Origin of the sequence: Shewanella indica (assembly GCF_002836975.1) — a bacterium.
Lineage (GTDB): Bacteria > Pseudomonadota > Gammaproteobacteria > Enterobacterales > Shewanellaceae > Shewanella > Shewanella indica.
This window is the reverse complement of record NZ_NIJK01000006.1, coordinates 94778-114091: the sequence shown is the minus strand read 5'-3', so window position 1 is coordinate 114091 and position 19314 is coordinate 94778. Positions and strand designations below refer to the sequence as shown.

Sequence of the window (19314 nt, the reverse complement as noted above, 5' to 3'; positions counted from 1 at the left end):
GGCTAACGACTCTGATGTTTGGTCTATTGCTGAGCCTCAGCGTTCGCGCCGAGCAGATGGTTCCCGAGGTGGCACTGACCAAGGTCGCCCAGGGCGCCATGCTGGTGGATGTCAGAACCCCGGAGGAATACGCCGAGGGACATCTGCCAGAGGCGGTTAATATCCCCTTTGAGCAGATAGCCGAAGCTTTTGCCAAACTGGGCATTGCCAAGGACACCCCTGTGGTTGTCTACTGCCGTAGCGGTCGCCGCTCAGGCATTGCCAAAGAATCACTGGAAAAAGCCGGTTATCAGGAAGTCTACAATGGTGGCGGCTATGATAGCCTCAAGGCCAGCGCCGGCAACTAGCTGACCAGATAGCCATTAAGTATTGTGCCACTCATGCAACCAGGCCCACTCAAGTGGGCCTTTTTACAAAACAGTCAACACAAAAAATTAACAAACACCAGAAACCAAAGATAACGAACAAGCGTCAAAAATGCACTTCCAGTCAAAAAACCGCCTTTAACTCATACTAAAGTATCCTTTTTGCAACCATTATTCTTAAAAGTAATTGCTTATGATAAATTGGAATAACTAGCACAATTAAACATACAAATCAATAAACTACACATATCTCACAGCTTACAACCCTATCTAACCTCGCATCCAGCCTTATTCAAAACCGGCAAAACTTCATGCATCAGACAATGATACATTTGGTAACACTAAACGCTTGGCTGAATTTTTATTCACAAAAAATGAAATACAGCAAAACGAAATCAGAATGCCATACAGCTAACATTTGTTTTACATGGTTTTTTCGTGACGGTAGATTGCAAAAGGGTCATTTCAGTGAACGCTGAAGTGCCCGAGGACAATAAACCAAGATCTGTTACACGGAAGACAAGTATGAAAAAAATAACAAATAAGCAGCTGGCCCTGAGTCTGTCCATGCTGGCTCTGGCAGTTTCTGCCAGTGTTCATGGTGCACCTTTCCAGCCTCAAGCCAATGATCTGTCACAGCAGTCGCCCCTGCCCAAACGCTATATCGTTAAGTTCAAAGACAACAACGGCCTGCAAACCTTAAATGGTCAAAGCGAACTAAATCAGGTATTCGGCCAGCACAGAGCGCTTAACGGCGTTAAGGCTCGCGAAATGAAGCGCATTGGTCGCAGCCACAGCTACAGCGTCAAGTTGGATAGCCCCGGACTCAAGGCGCTACGTGCCCGCACCGATGTGGAATATGTCGAAGAAGATATGCCCCGCCGCTTGTTGAGTGAAACCACGCCCTGGGGGCAAACCTATGTCGGCGCGAGTCAGTTGGCCGATAACCTCAGCGGTAATCGCACCATATGTATCATAGACTCCGGCTATGATCGTGCTCACCAGGATCTCAGTGGCAACAATGTCACAGGTACCAACAACTCAGGTACCGGAAACTGGTTCGAGCCGGGCAATAACAATGCCCACGGAACCCACGTTGCCGGCACCATAGCCGCCATCGCCAATAATGAAGGCGTAGTTGGGGTGATGCCCAATCAGAACGCCAATATCCATGTTATCAAGGTATTCAACGAGTCAGGTTGGGGTTACTCCTCGTCACTGGTATCTGCCGTGGATACCTGTGTCAACAATGGCGCCAATGTGGTCACCATGAGCCTGGGTGGCTCAGGATCCAGCACCACTGAGCGCAATGCCATGACCAACCACTTTAACAACGGCGTGCTCTTGATTGCTGCAGCCGGTAATGCCGGCAACAATACCCACAGCTACCCGGCTTCCTATGATGCGGTAATGTCTGTGGCCTCGGTCGACAGCAATAAAGACCACTCGGCCTTTTCACAGTATACCAATCAGGTCGAAATCTCCGGCCCGGGTGAAGCTATCCTCTCAACCGTGACTCGCGGTGAAGGACGCCTGGCTGATATTGTCATTGCCGGTCAGTCGCTGTTTGCCGAAGGCGTGGTGCCTCACAACCGCTTTGTACCATCGGGCAGCAACTATGTGCCCTCGCCCATCAGCGCCAGTGCCGGCGGCGAACTGGCCGAGTGTGACACCAGCGGCGGCAACTACAACTGCGGCAACATGACGGGCAAAGTCTGTTTGGTGCAGCGTCTGGAAAACCAAGGTGCCGGTTATCCCGAGATCAATGCGGTTCGCGCCTGTAACAACGCCGGTGCAGCAGCGACTATTGTCTACTCCAACAGCACTCTGCCCGGACTGCAAAACCCCTTCTTGGTGGACTCAAACACTGAATTGACCAAGGCATCTGTATCGGTAGACCGTGAAACCGGTCTGGCGCTGCGTAACCAAATCGGTCAGCAGGCCAGCGTATCCAACACCATTGGCGAGGACTATGAGTACTACAACGGTACTTCCATGGCGACGCCACACGTATCCGGCATCGCGACTCTGGTATGGAGCTATCACACTGAGTGTAGCGCCGCCCAGGTGCGTCAGGCACTGAAAGCTACCGCCGAAGATCTGGATGTGCCCGGCCGTGACGATCGCACCGGCTATGGTTTGGTCAATGCCGTGGCCGCCAAGGAATACCTGGATGCCTCCTGTAATGGCCCGAGCGATCCCGGCACACCAAGCGATGGTCAGTTGGAAAACGGTGTGGCAGTCAACAACCTAAGCGGTGCCAAAGACGATGAACTGCACTTCTTCCTCGATGTGCCTGCCGGCGCTTCCAATCTCAGCTTCAACCTGAGTGGCGGCACTGGTGATGCCGATCTTTACATGCAGTACGGCGCGGCTCCAACCACCAGCAGCTTCGATTGTCGCCCCTGGAAAAGCGGCAACACTGAAAGCTGTTCGGTCAACAGCCCTCAAGCCGGTACTTACTATGTGATGGTTCGCGGTTACAGCAGCTTCAGCGGTGCCAGCCTGGTGGCTAGCTACACAGGCTCAAGCAGCACAAATCCAGGTGGCGCAGCGAGTTACACCAATGGTGACAATATCGATATTCCCGACAACAACAGCACTGGCATTACCAGCCCCATCAGTGTCAGCCGCAGCGGTGATTCGGGTGTGGTCACTGTGGATGTCAGCATAGTGCATCCTTACATTGGTGATCTGCAGATTGAACTGCACAGCCCCAATGGCCGGATTGCCGTGCTGCACGACAACACAGGCAAAGGCACCGACAATATCAACCAGAGCTATTCGGTCGATATGACAGGTGTCGAGTCCAGTGGTACCTGGTTGCTCAAGGCCGTCGACTCGGGTCGCCGTGACCTAGGCTACATCGACAGCTGGTCACTGCACTTTAAGTAATCTCTCTTTCAAGGGGCCGCTACGGCCCCTTTTTCCTCTCTCGATGGTTTCCCTTGACTGAATGGCTGCCGAGCATGCATCTGCCGGACTGTTTGACGCGACTTTTTCGACCTTTTTGCAAGGCTTTTGAAACGCTTCTCGGTTATACTGACGCCGTTTCTATTGATACCAAGGCCCATTGATGACAGCTTCCAACTCCCCTCAAACCAACAAAGATCCCCTGCACGGCTTGACCCTCAAGGCGATACTCACAGAAATGGTGGAGCAGTACGGTTTTGATGGCCTGGCACAAAGGATAAAAGTGCGCTGCTTCAGCCATGATCCCAGCCTTAAATCGAGCCTGACCTTTTTGCGAAAGACTCAATGGGCCAGGGAAAAACTGGAACGCCTCTATCTGACCAGTAAGCGCTTGCCCATTCCGCCTCACCTGCTGGGCAGTTCAACCCCGGCAACACGGGAAAAACCGGCCAAACAAACCTGTGCCGAAAAACCTCAGACCAATGCCCATATCTGGGGCAAAAAAACCGACTAACCAGGCCTGATACAGCACGCAACCCGCTATATTTTTAAACAATTTTGCCTCAAAGTTGCTAAAGTCTTTCTCTATGCAGCCGATAAGCAGTTATCGACTATCAGCACGAATAGAAGCCGCCAGGGAGTTTAATGATGAACATTGCAGGCTTAGGTCAACTCGCCACTCAAGGAACAGGTCCCCGCAGCCTGAGTGAAGTCACTGTGGTCGCCAAGGACACAGCCAAAGAAAGCGCCGCCACAAGTCCCGACAGCCAGGATAAAGTGAATATTTCTTCTGCCGGTCGCAAAGCACTGGCGGATGATGTGGGCGGTCAGTTGCACAGAAATAATTCGGCGCAAACCTCAGAAGCGCAGGAAGCCGCCGAGGAAGATACCTCGGGTATGTCTGAAATTGACAAGAAGATTAAAGAGCTGCAGGACAAGCTCAAAGAGTTGCAGCAGGAGCTACGGCAACTGAATGGTGATGACTCAGAGGCCGCCGAGATAAAGCGTAAATTGCTGCAGGATCAGATTACCGCCGTCAGTGGTCAACTGGTCGCCTTGATCAAAGAGAAAGCCCGCCAGGACAAGAACGCCGCCACTGAGGGCTGATGCCGCTCAGATGGGCATGCTGAACAACAGGCGCCAGATCTCCAGCCCATCACCACTGCGGTAACTGAGCCCCAATCTGTCTATGCCAAGTACGGGCTTGGCAAGGGCCAGGGTAGCACCTATTTCAATACTGCCGGACACCAAGGTGTCCTGGTTGAGGTCGCCGGCAAACTGCAACTGGTCAAAATACCAGTAACCTAAAGCAAACACCCTGGGCTGCATCTGTAACCCCTGCCAGGACCAGTGATAAGGCAAGCCGATATCTACCCCGGTTTGCAATACGGAAAAGCTCTGGCTAATGCTGAACGCCCGTTCACTGTAGGCGGCAAATTTCAACCGGGTCACCCACAAAGAATCTGCCTGCCGCAGTTCAAAATGACGTAAGCCACTGATGCCGGCTGCCATGATGGCGACATTACCGCCTTGATCGAAATTACTGCCAAAACCGAGATCGCCATAGGCCTCCATGCGCCAGTTTTCATCCAGACGCCAACGCTTTTNGATCGAAATTACTGCCAAAACCGAGATCGCCATAGGCCTCCATGCGCCAGTTTTCATCCAGACGCCAACGCTTTTCAAAGCCGGGGGTCACGGTTAAGGTACCAACACTGGAAGGCAGTTCAAATTCACCGGCATCTTCAAGGCTGTAGTTGAAAAAGCCTACAGAGATAGGCAGGCGCAGCAAGAACTCCGAGTCCTCACTCTGCTCCAACGTAAAGTCCAGCGGTAAGCTGATGACTGTGGCATCCTGCTCGGATGCGCGATAGACCCCACTGCCAAGATAGCTGCCAAAGGCATAGTGGGAGTTGTCCGGTGGCCGAGCGTGGCCGGGAGACTCTTGAGCATTGATTGGCGCTGCAAGCAGCAAAAGCCCCAGGGAAGACACACTCAATAAACCAACTTGGGTTGATGCTTTCCCCGGTGACTTCATCTTTGCCGACTCAGTCCTGGTGACCTTCAGTGAAATGATATTCAGACATCATATGACCAAGCTCAGTAGATTTGGTCTTGAGGTAGGCTTCGTTGTAACGGTTTTTGCCAACCTGCAGCGGTACCCGCTCGACGACTTCCATGCCGATATCTTTCATCGCCTGCACCTTGCGCGGATTATTGGTCATCAACCTAACCTTATGAACACCGATTTTTTCCAGCATGGGCGCAATCATATCGTACTTGCGCATATCGGCCGGAAAGCCCAGGCGCTCGTTGGCTTCCACTGTATTGGCGCCATCGTCCTGCAACTCGTAGGCTCGAATTTTGTTCAACAGCCCAATGCCACGACCTTCCTGACGTAGGTAGAGAATAAAGCCCTGGCCGGCTTCAGCGACATTTTGCATCGCGGTCTGCAGTTGAAAGCCGCAGTCACAGCGCAGGCTGAACAGGGCATCTCCGGTGAGACATTCCGAATGGATCCGTCCCAGCATGGGTTTATCGGCTTGGAGCTCACCAAAAGTCAGCGCCACATGCTCTTTACCGGTTTCGGTATCCTCGAAACCATGCATGGCAAACACCCCCCAAGGGGTTGGCAATTTGGCGGTGGCGATAAATTTAATAGACATGAATTAACCTTAACGACTGCTCTCATTCCCTGAGACGGTTAACATCCTTCAAAATCAAGATAATAGTGAAGCGCGCTCAGTACTCAGGCCGGTCATTTTATGCGTTTTTACCACCGACCGGAATACCCAAGTGAATTCATTGGTTATTATTTGCTGTCACAGCGGCAGTTAAAATGCCTTGGGTGCAAACCCGGTAACGGCAGTAATGCCCATTTCTCTGCCCAGCGCTGTCATGGGATGCACAACGACCAACCCCCGAACCGACTTTTTGAGCTTGCCCATATCGGCCTGTTCGGCCTTGGTGAGTGCACGGCTAAACGGCAGATCGCGAATAGACTGCCCCTGTTTGCCAAGCTGACGACTCTGCTGCCCCTTGATGGCTGCAATCCGCTTACTGACGGCGGCGATTTCCCGCTGAAACTGGGCAATGATAGGACCATCGCCACGTTGCTCTGCGGCGGCCAATTTACGGCGATACTGATCCAGCTTATCGTTGAGCTGTTGCAGCTCCTGCTTCAAATTCATTCTGTTACCTTACAAAATCCCGGCACCCTGAGAATGGACGGCCTGGTTGCCGTAAATGTGCCGGACAGAAGTATAACAGCAACTCAAGCTCAGGTGACGGGGTTTTTTAGCAGGGAAAAGCAATTGTGTTAACCAGTTTTCACTTTTGTACTTATTGAGGGTCTTTGAGCAGGTGTATCACCTGATTGGCCGAACCGCGAAACTTCAATGAGGGGTCCGCTTGCTCCTGCACAAATTTACCATCCACCAACACATGAATAAGCCCGAGCAATTCCCGCTGCTCAGGACTAAGCTCATCGAGACGATAACCAGTCCAGAGCCAGACATCCTTTCCCGGGCATTCGTCGCGCACCCGCAACAACAAGGCCTTGATGGCGTCAAGATTGCCCGGAAACAGTGGGTCGCCACCTGAAAGTGACAGGCCCCTCCTCGGGATCCGGCTGTCATTGAGATCGGCAATAATCCTGTCAGACATCGCCTGGTCAAAAGGATGCCCGGAGCGGGGATCCCAGGTTGACTGGTTATAACAACCCCGGCACTGATGTTCACAACCGGAGACAAACAGGGTTACCCGGGTGCCCGGTCCATTGACCACATCCACGGGGTAATACTGATGATAGTTCATAGCTATATCCACAAGGCGCCCCTTGGGGCGCCTTTATTTAGGGAAAGGGGCAAAAATGCAAGCGTCAGTACACAGTGTTTTACATCTTCCTTTCGTTAGAGGTGCTTAACCCGACGCTTGACCTCTTCCTGCTTACCGTGGTTAAAGGGTCTGGCATCCGGGCTGCCAAGATAACCGCAAACCCTGCGGGTCACAGACACCCGACTGGGCTCATGATTACCACATTTGGGGCAGGTAAAGCCCTTGCTGGTACAGATAAACTCACCGGTAAAGCCACAGTCGTAACACTCATCTATCGGTGTGTTGGTTCCATAGTAAGGCACCCGGCTATAGCTGTAATCCCAGACATTCTCAAGCGCTTCCAAGTTGTGCTGCATATTCGGGTATTCGCCATAGCAGATGAACCCCCCATTGGCGAGCTCAGGATACGGCTGTTCGAAATCGAGTTTGTCGTAAGGGTTCACCTTCTTCTCTACATCCAGATGGAAACTATTGGTGTAATAGCCCTTATCGGTGACACCATCAACCAGGCCAAAACGCTTGGCATCCAGCTTGGCAAATCGGCTGCACAGGCTCTCGCTCGGTGTGCTATAGAGGCTGAAACCATAACCGGTTTCCTCTTTCCAACGCACAGTGGCCGCCTTGAGGTGAGCCACTATGGCAACCGCTTTCTGCCTCAATGCTTCATCGTCAAACACATGGGTGTCTGTGCCATAAAGCGCATTGATTGTCTCATGCAGGCCAATGTAGCCCAGAGAGATGGAAGCTCGGCCATTTTTGAAGATTTCGGCAATGTTGTCATCACCGCGCAGGCGCACGCCGCAAGCCCCTTCCATATAGAGAATAGGCGCCACTCTGGCCTTGACATTGGCCAGGCGTTCGATGCGGGTATCCAGCGCCTTGCGGGCCATTTCCAGCCTTTGATCCAAAATGCGATAAAACTCGGCTTCATCGCCCTTGGCTTCCAGCGCCACCCTCGGCAGGTTCAGGCTGACGACGCCTAAGTTGTTGCGACCTTCATGCAGCAGCTCGCCGTTTTCCTCATAGGTGCCAAGGAAACTGCGGCAACCCATAGGAGTCTTGAATGAGCCAGTAACCTTGACCACCTGCTCATAGTTGAGAATATCCGGATACATGCGAATGCTGGCACATTCGAGCGCCAACTGCTTGATATCGTAGTTGCAGTCGCCCACCTTGTGGTTAATACCATCACGAATGGCAAACACCAACTTGGGGAAAACCGCTGTTTTACGGTTCTTGCCAAGGCCTTCCATACGGATCCGCAAAATAGACTCTTGGATCAGCCGTGACTCCCAGCTGGTACCCAAACCAAAACCGAAGGTAACAAAAGGCGTCTGACCATTGGCGGTATGCAGGGTATTGACCTCATATTCCAGCGACTGGAAGGCGTCGTGACACTCTTTCTTGGTCTGCTCTGTGGCAAACGCCTTGGCATCGGTAATCCCCCACTTGAGCGCCGTTTGATAATGCTTGTCGTAGCTCTTGGCCACGAAGGGGGCCAACACTTCATCTATACGGTTGATTGTGGTGCCGCCATAAATATGGCTGGCGACCTGGGCGATGATCTGCGCGGTAACTGCAGTGGCAGTCGAGATGGATTTTGGCGTTTCAATCTCGGCATTGCCCATCTTGAACCCTTGGGTCAACATGCCACCGAGATCGATCAGCATACAGTTGAACATAGGGAAGAAAGGTGAATAGTCGAGATCGTGATAGTGGATCTCACCGGCCTCATGAGCGGCAACCACATCCTTGGGCAGGATATGATGTTTGGCATAATGTTTGGCGACAATACCGGCCAGGAGATCCCTCTGGGTGGGGATCACCTTGGAATCTTTATTGGCATTTTCGTTGAGCAAGGTCGCGTTACTCTGCTCGACCAGGCCGCGGATCTCCAGATTCAGACGACTGCTGGATTCACGGCAGATATCTCTGTCATGACGATATTCTATGTAGCTACGGGCCACTTGCTTGTACGGCCCTTCCATCAATAGATTTTCTACCCTGTCCTGCAACTCCTGGATATTGACCTCGGCCTTGTCGGTTACCGCCTGGGTGACCAAAGCTGCAACTGTGGCCGCATAGTCTGCATCTTCTATACCGCAGTGGCTAGAGGCCGCCAGCACCGCATCCCTTATCCTTGTTTCGTCGAACTGAGTACGGCACCCGTCCCGCTTAATCACTACCGGCATTTCTTTAATCTCCATGTTGTTTATTTAACACCATATATAGTGGTGTTTTATTAACCAAGCACTATATGTGGAGATTAAGCGACAAATCGCTCATCAATACCATGATCTGGATCATGGTATTGATGAGGATGAACAACACTATGGGATTAGTGCCGACGAGCACAACTTGTGGAGATTTTTCCCTTGACCGGGCTCCAAACGGCCGCTAGTCAGTACCTCTTTACCAAGGCCAGATAACTGTTGATTTGCCCACTGCCCTGCTGCTGGCTGCCCATGGCTGCAGCGGTGCGCATCAGCGCGCTGACACCACTGAGCCGGGATAACAGTTGCGGCTCTTGCAGTGCGGAGTCGCCCTTGGCCGCTAGTTTGCTGCTGCCATTGCCGCTCTCTGCGCTCTCGGCAGTTTGGTTTTCGCCCTTGAGCACGGCATCCAACTGAGCCGCCACCTTGTTGGCCGCCAAAGAGCTCGATGGGGTATACATCATCCCCATATTACCCATCAGACTGTCCGCTCCCTCAAGTGCATTGAGCAAAGGGCTTTGGCTGGCCTGTTGTCTGAGCAAACCAATCTGGCCTTGAATAAACTCCTTAAGGCTGACGTTATCCTTGGTATCAACTCCCATCAGGCCACTGCCCTGCAATTTGGCCATCTGACTTTCAGACAACAGCCCTTCCTCGCCGAGGCGCGCCAACAGCTTGGGCAAATCGGCACTGCTGAACTGGCCTGAGCCGAAAAACTCCTTGGCCAACTCCTGCACCCGCGCGGCTCTTTTACCATCGTTGGAGATAGATATGCTGTCCTGCCCTATATTTGCCGAGGTTGAGCCCTTGCTTTTGTTGTCACTGACAGTTTCAGTGTCGACAACCGAGAGGCCGCTGCCGCTGGTCAAACGATTGTTGACGCCATAGGCATCGACCCCGGACAATCTGGGATCCACAGAAGAATGGATTGGCTGCATGTCAGTTTTCCGTCATATCGACGTTCTATTGGTTGTTTTTAAGACAAAATTGCTTGAGAAATGTCAGAAAAACGCCCTTTGAGCGCCTTGATGCTAATGATGTGCTGAACTATGCAGAAAGTGTGCCCACACCGCAGAAAATGTGCCCACACCAAGCATTAATAAAAAGCGCCTGCTTCAGAGACGCCCCAACGCCGCATCAATCAGATGCGAGGCCTGCTGCACCGCCTTCTCACCGGCGGCAATGGCTTCACTGGCACGGTGGAACTCCATAGTGCCTATATCCGACACCTTGGGTACAATACAGATATCCGGTGGATCTCCCATTAAACGCGCGCGCTTGTGGCGCTGCTCCAGAATATCCATCGACTGTGACATCACAGCCAACATACCGGGTTCAGCCTTATTGCCGAGAGAAAACTTGTCGGTCAGGCCGGAAATATAATCCTTGCCCTTGGCCAACAGATCCATAAAACCACTCTCAGAGGAGTGTTCCGCCACTTTACTCTGCAATGAAGGTTCTTCGCTATTAAGCGCCACCGGCAACACTTGCAGTTGCTCGCGCCTATGACCATGCAAATCGACGCCTATCACCAAACTCGCGCCCATAGCTCTGGCCACAGACACAGGAATGGGATTCACCACAGCGCCATCCACCAGCCAGCGATGCCCCTGACGCACCGGCGACATGATCCCCGGCATGGAACAGGAAGCTCTGACGGCTTGGCGTAAATCCCCCTGACGGAACCAGATCTCCTGCCCTGAGTAGAGGTCGGTTGATACAGCAGTAAAAGGATACTTAAGTTCTTCAATCAGGAGATCACCGATGCGATCTTGAATGGCACTGAATACCTTATCACCACTGATGAGTCCACCCTTACCCCAACTAATATCCATCAACCCCAACACATCCCAGCTGGAAAAACTGCGCACCCAGTCTTCCAGCTCTTCGAGACGCTCATTGGCATAAGCCGCGCCGACCAGGGCACCTATGGATGAACCAGCCACCTTATCTGGCTGTACTCCCATTGCTGCCAAGCCTTTGAGTACACCTATATGGGCCCATCCTTTGGCGGCGCCGCTTCCAAGAGCAACTCCGATACAGGGTTCATGACTCTGCGCCATCCTCTCTCCTTAATATTTTCTACCAATCACGCAGCCTAAGCTCAATCAGCCAAAGCAGCATACACCCGAAGCCGGAGCTGCTCCAGATTTTATCCCTGGAGCCTGTTGTGGTTAACTCAAGACATTTTAAAACCAGTCAGCAACCATTTCGACACTCTATTGACTAAATACATGCCCCACAGCGTAAAAGCCGTTATAATATGCGGTCGTTTTTATTGAGGAGTTTCACCTTTGCATTTTTCCGATTTTTCGCTGGATCAGCGTCTGCTGCAAACCCTTAAACATATGGGTATCGATGAGCCCACAGAGATTCAGCGTGAAGCGATTCCCGTGGCGCTGGCCGGGAAAGACCTGATGGCCTCATCCAAGACGGGCTCGGGGAAAACCTTGGCCTTTTTGCTGCCGGCGATGCAAAGGGTGATCTCCACCAAGGCGCTCAGCAAGCGCGATCCCAGGGTACTGATACTCCTGCCGACCCGTGAGCTGGCCAACCAGGTCTACGCTCAGTTGCGTCTACTGGTTGCCAATACCCAGTACCGGGCCATCAGTGTGCTTGGCGGGGAAAATTTCAACGATCAGGCCAAGGCGCTGGCGCGGGATCCGCATTTTATCGTCGCCACCCCGGGGCGGATTGCCGATCACCTGTCACAACGCCATCTGTATCTGGAAGGGCTGGAACTGCTTATTCTTGACGAAGCCGACCGCATGCTGGATCTCGGCTTTGCACCACAACTCAAGGCAATCAACGACGCCGCCAACCATAGACGGCGGCAAACCCTGATGTTTTCGGCCACTTTGGAACATGAAGAGGTCAATGATATCGCCGCCACCTTGCTCAATGACCCGCAACATGTGGCCATTGGCGCCGCCAATGCCGAGCATCAGGACATACACCAGCGGATTTTCCTCTGTGACCATCTGGATCATAAAGAGACGCTGCTGATTGAACTGCTAAAGCGCGAACAACAGCGTCAGGTGATCATATTCACCGCTACCCGCCAGGATACCGACAGATTAGCCGAAAAGCTCAAGCAACAAGGCTACAGCGCGGTGGCGCTCAGTGGTGAACTGCGCCAAAGTGCCCGTAACCAGATAATGGATCAGTTCAGCCGCGGCCAGCAGCAAATTCTGGTGACAACCGACGTGGCCTCCCGCGGTCTGGATCTGGTGAACGTCTCCTTGGTGGTCAACTTCGACATGCCCAAGTTTGCCGAAGAATATGTCCACCGTATCGGCCGTACCGGCCGCGCCGGCGCCAAGGGCGACGCCCTGTCTCTGGTGGGCCCCAAGGACTGGTTCAACTTCAAGAAGGTGCAGAGCTTTCTCGGTCGCCGCTTCGAGTTCAGTTCCCTGGAGGGGCTCGAACCCAAATTCAGTGGCCTGGCCGATCCCAAACGCCAGAGCAGCAAACCCAAGAATACCAAGGCCAGCAAACCCAAGGGCCGCAGCAAAACAGCGGCTAAACCGGGCAAGGCCAAGTCAGGCAGAGACAAGCGCTTTATTACCGGGGTGGATGTGGGCGATGCCCCGATGAGGCGTAAACCCGCTCCAGTAAATAACGGCAATGAAAGCGACTCCGAATCATAAGATTAACATTAGCCGCCGGTGCGGCATGATGAACTACAAGGAATACCATGAAAGTTTGTGCGGTTGAATTAAAAGGCGGCGAAGCCGTCATCTGTTTACTGAGCGCCCAGGGGGACGTATTCAACGTTCCTGATTGCCGCCGTCACTCATTTACCTTGAGCAACCCTGCCAGCCAGGAAGCAATTAGAGAATTCCAATTCGCCTTCAATAAGCTGATGGAAGACTATCAGGTCGAACACGTCGTGATTATTGAGCGCGAATACAAGGGTAAGCTGGCCGGCAGCTCTGTCAGCTTCAAGTTCGAGGCGGCCATTCAACTGGGTAAGTTACCGGTAACAATGCTGACACCTCAAAGCATTAAAGAGCAGCTGAAACGCAATCCACCACAAGTGGACTTCAGCGGCCTGGAACTGAAAAAGTTCCAGGAGAATGCCTTTGAAGCCGCTTATGCCTTCCAGCAGATGCGGATCTACAAGAAGGTCTGAGCCCTTGAGCGGTTTTGATTATCTGGCCCACTACAGCGACGAGATAAAGCAACAGGTTCAGCAGCTTAACCAAGCGGGCAAACTGGCTGAATACCTGCGAAAACGTCATCCTGAGTTACACCAGATCCGCAGTGATAAAGCGCTTTGGGACTATACCCAAGCGCTGAAGCAAACTTATCTGCGTCAATCAAACCCGCTTGCCAAAGTGTGTTTTGACGACAAAATCAGCCTCAGCCTCAGCCATCAGGCGCTGGGGCTGCATACCTACGCCGCCCGAAAGCAAGGGCACAAACTCAAGACCAAGAATGAAATCCGTATCTCCTCCCGGCTGAAACGGGCACCCGAAGCCTTCTTGCGGATATTGGTGGTACATGAACTGGCGCATCTGAAGGAAAAAGAGCACAACAAAGCCTTCTACAAGCTGTGCACCTATATGGAGCCGGACTATCATCAGTTGGAATTTGAGTTGAGACTTTACCTCAGTCTTCTGGACGCCAATCAAGACCCTTATCCGGCTTGAATCCCCTCCTGCTCCTCAAACAATAGCAGTTAATTCCCAGAGCTGTTGTTCCTTGTTCATGCTAGTGATAGTGACGCTATGACAAAGCAAATACCTATAGCGGAAAGTCACACTGATTGACGAAGCAAGGGTTACTCTGCTTCGAATTCCTTCGAATTTAACTATTTATTTTGATGTCTATAAAACCGGCTTATCTGCTGATAAAGAAGCTTGGCAAGCTATCATTTTTATGGCTAACTGAGCGACGCACTAATAAAAGATGGACGCGGTGCCAACATCAAAAAATCATTATAAATATCGTATTAAAGGGAATAATAATTATGATAAGAAGGAGTTTAACAGTCCTTGGGGTAATATTTTTTATTAACGCTTGTGCCAGTATACCACTCGGCACCATGCTCAGCCTGAGTTCTTTCGATGAGCAGGATTTTGCCGAATTAAACCCGCGAGTTATCAGATCGCAGATCCTCATCGATGAACCGGGTAAACTCAAGATTGATGCCACTGAACTGACCCTGGAACTGGATACCAGCCAGGGAGTATCCCGGTATAGTTTCCCACTCAAATTGGAGTCTATTCAAGTTATCCCCCAAAATGAGGGCCTTTTCAGCAGCAGTCCCGCACAAAATCATTATCAATTGGCACTCACTGATACGGCAATAAACAGCTTCCAGCAAGTACAAACATTGATAAATACCGAGACACCTACCCAATATAGCTTTTCTATTGATGCAGGTCTTGATGAGATGAGCAAGCCAGTGAAGGAAATTACCTTGTCGGTTTTGATCAAACTGACCGAAGATCAGGGATATCTGACTTTGATAGATAACGCGACACTCAACCTTGAGCAACAGCCTTGACCCCGGATTTAATTAAGACTGAATCCAAAACAACCAATAACAACTCAAGGAAATCGGTATGCAGATTGACCTTTTACAGCAAGTTGATGACGACCTGCAAAATGAGCTTATCGACAAACTCAGAACCTATAATCACGGCTATATGGGCAAGGAAGGTGGAAATAAGTCCTCGTGGCACTCTGGCTTGCACAGCAATTGGTGTTCAAGGCATCTGACTGAAGGCATGCCGGGGCCTGTCGAAGTCGGATAACGCCGAAAGCCGGTTGCTGTGAAAGCCCCGAAGGGCGTGGCTTACAGACCCGCCTGCTGTGTTGTGCTTCTTGCAAAGGATTAGCCATTTGCTGCGAACCACGCCTTGCATCCAGGTCCGTAAGCCGACGCAGAGTACCCATGGGGCTTGTTCCCACCTTCCTTAGTCAACCCCTGGCCGCCATCGCCCGCGATTCCGAGGGGCAACTCATTGGTGGCGTGAGTGGCCGCAGCATCTATCGCCAGTTGCTGATTGAGGTGGTTTGGGTCGCGAAGGAACATAGAGGTTCAGGTCTTGGCAGCCGCTTAATGGCTCTGTGCGAGCAAGAGGCAATCAAACGGGGGTGTCTGGCTGCGCAGCTCGACACTCTGTCGTTTCAGGCGCCGGCATTTTATGCCAAACAAGGGTTTGAAGTTGTCGGCTCGGTCAGTGGAATTCCCGGCAGCCCGGACAGGTATTTTATGTGTAAACGCTTCAATGGCTGAAGGCCAGGCTGCGACATGCCCTTCCCCTTCAACAAAACGTCGACTGAAGCCGGTATTATCATGCTCCTCCCCCCAAATGACTGAGAACGCCATGACACTGACACAACTCAAGAAACTGTTACAGCAATGCCCCAACGCCACTGCCGACTATCCTTTTGGTCCTGAAGCCAGAGTCTATAAAGTCATGGGTAAGATGTTTGCCCTGCTGGCCGAGCAGGAAACGCCCCCTAGGGTGACACTCAAGGCCAAACCTGCCGACGTACAGGCACTGATCGATAGCTTTGAGGCGATAGTGCCCGGCTATTACATGAATAAGCAGCATTGGTTCACGCTAACCTTGAATGGTGAGGTCAGCGAGGATATGCTCCGTGACCTGATTGAGGCATCCTACGCTCTGGTTGTCAGTAAACTGACCCAGGCGCAACAAGCCCAGTTGCAACAGCAAAACACCTAAAAATGACTTTTCAGATTGAGGGAACAATCAAGATGCGTGCCAGCCTGCGACAAAAAGTTATCCATGTCTGCCAGCAAAAAATCGCCCAGAAGGGCGAGAATGTTGGCGTCTCCTTCTATGCCTTCTTTGCCAACAAGAATGATGATCCCGAGTTGCTCATGGAGGCCGCTAGCTGGTGGATCCAGACCCACAAACTGGATCACTTTGAGAAGGCCCGCAAAATTCTGCAAATGGTGCAAGCCGGGCAATAACCTATAGTGACAGGATCCTACCGACACCAAGGCTCTAAACAGATCTCCCGCTCGGCACTCGATGCCATGGGTAAGCCCTTCCCTATTTTGCATCTGGCGCTTGATACTTCAGCTAAAGGATAACTGATTGATGTCCAAGGAAGATGAGTTAAACAAAAAATATCGCGCTCTGCCCCGTGGCGCTCGTTGGCACTTAAAGCTGGATGCCGATGGGCGAGCCTACTTTATTGGCAGACAGCAAACCCTGGCTACAATCTGGGGCTTTATCATGCTGGTTCCCCTGTCGGCCTCAAGTTTAATGGCTGTGGTACTGACAGGTAAATCACAGGCATTTCATGCCATCTCGGCCTTGCTGTTGTTAACCCTGGCAATTGGCTGTTTGGGGGTAAGAAGGCGTTGGCTGTTTAACCCCAAAAGCGCTGAGATTCAAGAATACACCGGCTGGTGGCGTATAAAAGCCAAGCCCCGCAAAACCCTGCCCTACAGTCAACTCTCTATTCATATTACCCCACTGGCGCAAACGCCCAATGGGGTACAGCTGGTGCTGCTCGGACAGCGCCACACCCTGACAGATCTGGCAGAAGCACTGGCATTGATAGGCTTTTTGCGCGGCTGCGCCGGCCCGCTTGCAGTCAATGAACTTGAAGTTTATGAAAAAGTCACTGCCTGGCCCGAGTTGAAAGCCGTGCCCTTTGACACAGCTCCAAGCGATTCGGCGCTGGAGGCCGAGAGCCAGGCCGCAACATCCCCTCATACCGAAACCAAGCCTCTGAAAGCCGCGACGCAAACTGGTCAATCCAGCAGTCAGTACCGGCCCATTTGGGAGCAACACCTGATGTGGAAACTGGCACTGCCGCTGCCGCTTTTTGCCCTGCTCGGACTGCTGATGACACGCTTAGGGAGCTGAGCCATGGCGCACTGGAACAAGTATTCCTCACAAAGGGCCGAGTTGGTGTTTGGCCGCTGGACCTGGTTAATCGGCCTGCCGCTGGCGGCGCTGACTCTGGCACAGGTGTATTTCGGGCTTAACCCTGAATTGCTGCTCGGTTGGGCCATGGGGGCAACACTCGGCTGGCACGCGTTGTTCTGTCGCCATAAAATCTTGATAGACAAAAATACCTGTGTGCTGGAGCACAGCATTCGCAGTATCTACCCCATAGGGCAACTCAAGGTGCCACTGGCCGAAATCAGCGGATTTTGCCTCTGCCCTCACTTCGGCGAGCCCAGATACTGGGACTTGATCTTGATGCTCAAGGATGGTCAGAGAGTGACGTTGCTGAGACGTAAGGGCAAGGCCGCCATGCAGGAGCTGGGTAAAGAACTGGCCGATGTCAGCGGCCTGGCCTATGACGAAGAGTTCAGAGACTGAATCCATAACCGTCTATGCCGGCATAACGGCGATAAAACCATCAGATACCTAGCCATTGATAAAGTAACCGCTTGAGAAATCCGTAGCGCTCCAGTAATTTGGGCCAAGTTTCATTGCTTGGTGCCATTACCGAGCTTTAAGGAGTCGAGATGCAATCTGCACTGGTAAGCAGCGAGTGGTTGGCCGCTCATCTTTCTGATCCCAAGTTGGTCATTTTGGATGCCAGCATGGACAAGGTGATAGGCCGCGAGCCGATAGTCTACGATGAGCCCTGCTTTATTGCCGGTGCCCGGCGGCTGGATCTGGAGCGGGAGTGCACAGATCTGCAGTCCAGCGAGTTACACGCCCTGCCGAGTCAGGCCCAGTTTACCGAGCTGGTGCAGCGGCTCGGCATCGACCAGGACAGCACTGTCGTCATCTATGACAACCAGGGTATCTACTCATCACCCCGCGGCTGGTGGTGTTTCAAGGTCATGGGGTTTGAGCAGGTGTTTGTTCTCGACGGCGGTCTGCCCAAATGGCTCAAAGAGCAGCGCCCCTGTGCCGACAAGCCGGCGACCAGGTTTCCGCGCGGTAACGCCTGTGGGCAATATCAAGCGGAAAAGGTCTGTAACGCCCCCCAGGTATTGGATACCCTGGCAGGCAAGCAGGCCATGATACTGGATGCCAGGGCCAGTTCACGCTTTCTCGGCCAGAGTCCCGAACCCAGAGAAGGCGTGCGCAGCGGCCATATTCCCGGCGCCGTGAATCTGCCGTTTGCCGAAGTGCTGGAGGGCGACAGCCTGAAACCTCAGCCGACACTGGAGCAGATTTTTCTGCATCTGGGTGCCATGGACGCCAGACGCAGCGGCAAACCTTTGATCTTCAGTTGCGGCTCAGGGATCACCGCCTGTATTTTGATCCTGGCGGCCTATCAGGTACGCCTCGATGCCCTGATACTCTACGATGGCTCCTGGGCCGACTGGGGCAGCAAGGCCCATCTGCCGCTGGCAACAAGTTAAGACCAAAGCCGTTATAAACCAAAGCGGTTAAATATCAGGGCGGTTAAAAATCAGGGCTGTTAAAAACCATCTCTCGCTTTCAGCCCAACTGAAGGCGAGCAGCAAACACTTCTCTAGCTTCACCTTCCCCCTCAATCTCAAGCCTGCTTCCCCAAGCAGGCTTGTTAACATTGTCCCGCCCATCAGCTTCCCCCTCCCAAAGAGAGTCAAGGCTGCTTATGCTTGTCTAAAGAAAGCCTTAAGCCCTTTCCTTAAGGCGCGCCCGGCCAGCAAGGGCCAATACGGCTATGCCTATGTGCTCAACAGCTCGGTCAATGAAGTCGTGTGTCACGGGGTTCAGTCGGAGCAGCAGTTGCTGAAGGCCAGCGATATTGTCAATCTGGATATTACCCTCAAAAAAGATGGTTTTATTGCCGACTCCAGCAAGATGTACCTGATGCCACAGGCATCGTCTTTGGCCAAACGCCTGGAACTGCGAGCCGGTATGTGTTTTACCATAGAGCCGATGATCAACCAGGGCGGCGCCAAAATAAAGACCAAGAAAGATGGCTGGACAGTAGTGACCCGGGATAAAAAACTCTCGGCCCAGTGGGAGCACAGCATACTGGTGACAGATACCGGCTATGAAGTGCTGACCCTCAGAGATGAAGAGCGCTGAACC

General features: G+C 52.4%; 21 protein-coding genes and 1 pseudogene. 16 read left to right on the top strand and 6 right to left on the bottom strand.

The window, feature by feature from the left end; all coding sequences use genetic code 11:
* The first annotated feature begins 14 nt into the window (after positions 1–14).
* The 4 genes from CX650_RS01530 (at position 15) to CX650_RS01515 (ending at position 4385) form a co-directional block, all read left to right on the top strand.
* Positions 15–347, top strand: coding sequence for a rhodanese-like domain-containing protein (locus CX650_RS01530; protein WP_229800049.1), 333 nt, complete (start codon positions 15–17; stop codon positions 345–347).
* 543 nt (positions 348–890) lie between these two features.
* On the top strand, positions 891–3260 hold the full coding sequence (locus CX650_RS01525) for a S8 family serine peptidase (protein ID WP_101094838.1): 2370 nt from the start codon (positions 891–893) through the stop codon (positions 3258–3260).
* Positions 3261–3441: 181 nt separating this feature from the next.
* Entirely contained in the window at positions 3442–3792 is a 351-nt protein-coding gene (locus tag CX650_RS01520) for a VF530 family protein (protein ID WP_101094837.1), read from the top strand.
* Positions 3793–3923: 131 nt separating this feature from the next.
* Positions 3924–4385, top strand: coding sequence for a hypothetical protein (locus tag CX650_RS01515; protein WP_157822979.1), 462 nt, complete (start codon positions 3924–3926; stop codon positions 4383–4385).
* A 941-nt stretch (positions 4386–5326) separates the two neighbouring features.
* Here CX650_RS01515 and ribA read toward each other — a convergent pair.
* The 6 genes from ribA to rssA form a co-directional block, all read right to left on the bottom strand.
* Positions 5327–5944, bottom strand: a complete 618-nt coding sequence (gene ribA, locus CX650_RS01505; RefSeq protein ID WP_101094835.1) for a GTP cyclohydrolase II — start codon at positions 5942–5944, stop codon at positions 5327–5329.
* A gap of 168 nt (positions 5945–6112) precedes the next feature.
* Complete coding sequence (locus tag CX650_RS01500) at positions 6113–6469, bottom strand: YibL family ribosome-associated protein (RefSeq protein WP_039032852.1); 357 nt, start codon at positions 6467–6469, stop codon at positions 6113–6115.
* A gap of 151 nt (positions 6470–6620) precedes the next feature.
* Complete coding sequence (nrdG, locus tag CX650_RS01495) at positions 6621–7094, bottom strand: anaerobic ribonucleoside-triphosphate reductase-activating protein (protein WP_101094834.1); 474 nt, start codon at positions 7092–7094, stop codon at positions 6621–6623.
* A 95-nt stretch (positions 7095–7189) separates the two neighbouring features.
* Positions 7190–9307 carry an anaerobic ribonucleoside-triphosphate reductase gene (nrdD, locus tag CX650_RS01490; protein WP_101094833.1) on the bottom strand — a complete coding sequence of 706 codons (2118 nt, stop codon included), beginning with the start codon at positions 9305–9307 and terminating at the stop codon, positions 7190–7192.
* A 209-nt stretch (positions 9308–9516) separates the two neighbouring features.
* A complete protein-coding gene (locus tag CX650_RS01485; protein ID WP_101094832.1) occupies positions 9517–10266 on the bottom strand; it encodes a hypothetical protein in 750 nt (249 codons plus the stop codon).
* 177 nt (positions 10267–10443) lie between these two features.
* Complete coding sequence (gene rssA / locus CX650_RS01480) at positions 10444–11391, bottom strand: patatin-like phospholipase RssA (RefSeq protein ID WP_101094831.1); 948 nt, start codon at positions 11389–11391, stop codon at positions 10444–10446.
* Between the two features lie 231 nt (positions 11392–11622).
* Here rssA and CX650_RS01475 point away from each other — a divergent pair, with 231 nt between their 5' ends.
* From CX650_RS01475 to CX650_RS01410, 12 genes and pseudogenes are all read left to right on the top strand, one after another.
* Positions 11623–12978 carry a DEAD/DEAH box helicase gene (locus CX650_RS01475; RefSeq protein WP_039032847.1) on the top strand — a complete coding sequence of 452 codons (1356 nt, stop codon included), beginning with the start codon at positions 11623–11625 and terminating at the stop codon, positions 12976–12978.
* Between the two features lie 47 nt (positions 12979–13025).
* Complete coding sequence (locus tag CX650_RS01470) at positions 13026–13463, top strand: DUF3010 family protein (RefSeq protein WP_039032846.1); 438 nt, start codon at positions 13026–13028, stop codon at positions 13461–13463.
* A 4-nt stretch (positions 13464–13467) separates the two neighbouring features.
* A complete protein-coding gene (locus CX650_RS01465; RefSeq protein WP_167388620.1) occupies positions 13468–13983 on the top strand; it encodes a M48 metallopeptidase family protein in 516 nt (171 codons plus the stop codon).
* A 173-nt stretch (positions 13984–14156) separates the two neighbouring features.
* Positions 14157–14843: a hypothetical protein gene (locus CX650_RS01460; RefSeq protein ID WP_157822978.1), complete on the top strand. Its 687-nt coding sequence runs from the start codon at positions 14157–14159 to the stop codon at positions 14841–14843.
* 58 nt (positions 14844–14901) lie between these two features.
* A complete protein-coding gene (locus tag CX650_RS01455) occupies positions 14902–15093 on the top strand; it encodes a hypothetical protein (RefSeq protein ID WP_101094829.1) in 192 nt (63 codons plus the stop codon).
* 140 nt (positions 15094–15233) lie between these two features.
* A complete protein-coding gene (locus tag CX650_RS01450; protein ID WP_101094828.1) occupies positions 15234–15578 on the top strand; it encodes a GNAT family N-acetyltransferase in 345 nt (114 codons plus the stop codon).
* Positions 15579–15669: 91 nt separating this feature from the next.
* Positions 15670–16032, top strand: coding sequence for an MmcQ/YjbR family DNA-binding protein (locus CX650_RS01445; RefSeq protein WP_039032897.1), 363 nt, complete (start codon positions 15670–15672; stop codon positions 16030–16032).
* 32 nt (positions 16033–16064) lie between these two features.
* Entirely contained in the window at positions 16065–16283 is a 219-nt protein-coding gene (locus CX650_RS01440) for a DUF6500 family protein (protein ID WP_039032896.1), read from the top strand.
* Positions 16284–16413: 130 nt separating this feature from the next.
* Positions 16414–17190, top strand: coding sequence for a hypothetical protein (locus CX650_RS01430; RefSeq protein WP_101094827.1), 777 nt, complete (start codon positions 16414–16416; stop codon positions 17188–17190).
* Between the two features lie 3 nt (positions 17191–17193).
* Positions 17194–17652 (top strand): hypothetical protein, encoded by a 459-nt coding sequence (locus CX650_RS01425; protein ID WP_039032841.1) that lies wholly within the window; start codon positions 17194–17196, stop codon positions 17650–17652.
* 149 nt (positions 17653–17801) lie between these two features.
* Positions 17802–18653: a sulfurtransferase gene (locus CX650_RS01420; protein WP_039032840.1), complete on the top strand. Its 852-nt coding sequence runs from the start codon at positions 17802–17804 to the stop codon at positions 18651–18653.
* Positions 18654–18903: 250 nt separating this feature from the next.
* Positions 18904–19311 (top strand): annotated as a pseudogene (locus CX650_RS01410) (M24 family metallopeptidase); the annotation flags it as partial.
* Positions 19312–19314 lie beyond the last annotated feature (3 nt).